The sequence below is a fragment of the Deinococcus rhizophilus genome (assembly GCF_030271215.1).
In the GTDB taxonomy this organism is placed as follows: domain Bacteria; phylum Deinococcota; class Deinococci; order Deinococcales; family Deinococcaceae; genus Deinococcus; species Deinococcus rhizophilus.
The window spans coordinates 1-867 of the sequence record NZ_JASNGB010000344.1 but is presented as its reverse complement, the minus strand read 5'-3'; the positions used below and the strand labels follow the sequence as shown (position 1 = coordinate 867).

Annotated in this window: 1 pseudogene; it reads left to right on the top strand. The window is 73.1% G+C overall.

Features of this window, described 5'->3' with window-relative positions:
• Positions 1 to 558: pseudogene (locus QOL99_RS17240) on the top strand (hypothetical protein); the annotation flags it as partial.
• Positions 559 to 867: the final 309 nt, after the last annotated feature.

Here is an 867-nt window from a genome sequence, read left to right as displayed (position 1 = left end):
GGCGGCAGCGAGGTGCTGCGGGTGGCCGTGACCACCCCCGGCGCCGACCGCGCCGAGCCGGGGCTCCCGGTGCCTGCGCCTGCCATCCGGGACCTCGCCCCGGCGCCGAACGGCACCACCGTCTACGCCGCGACCGACAGCGGGGTGCAGCCGCTGGGCACGGACGGCGCTCCCGTCGCGGAGGATGCGCTGGACGCCTTCGGCACGGGCCGGGTGGACCGGCTGTGGACCTCGGCGGGCAGCGGCGTAGCTGGGCGGAATCTGATCGCCGCGTGGCGCGACCCCCGCGTGAGCGGGCTGGGCAGCGAGCCGCTGCGGTTGTGGGACGCCTCGGGCACGCGGAACGAGGCGCTCGCCGTGAACTCCTTCGCCGACCTGCGCGACGTGACCTTCGCCCCCGACGGCTTCCTGTACGCGCTGACCGCCACCTCGCTCACCGGGTACGACACGGTGATCGGGCTGGGCTCGGGCAACAGCGGGGGCACGGTGAACTGGCGACCCGTGACCCTGCTGAGCACCCTGAACGACGCGCGGGGGGTGACGTGGCTGGTGCCCTGAGAGCCCTCGTACGGATTCCGTCCAATTCCTGGACTTCCGGAACACCACTGGAAGGAAATCCATCTCCCGGAACCCCTCGTTTCTCCTTCTCGCATCCGCTCGGACCCCCATCACTTCGTCAACGATTCCATCGGGGTCCGTCTCAGCCCTCAGCGAAGGCGGCTGTTCGCTGAGGGCTGAGGGCTGAAAGCGGACGGCTCCGCCAGCGCCAGCGCCGCCGCCCCCACCACCCCGCGCAGCCCCACCAGCGGCACGCCGCCCCGCACCAGCAGGGTGACCACCGTGCCCGACGCGGGCGCCAGGGCGAGC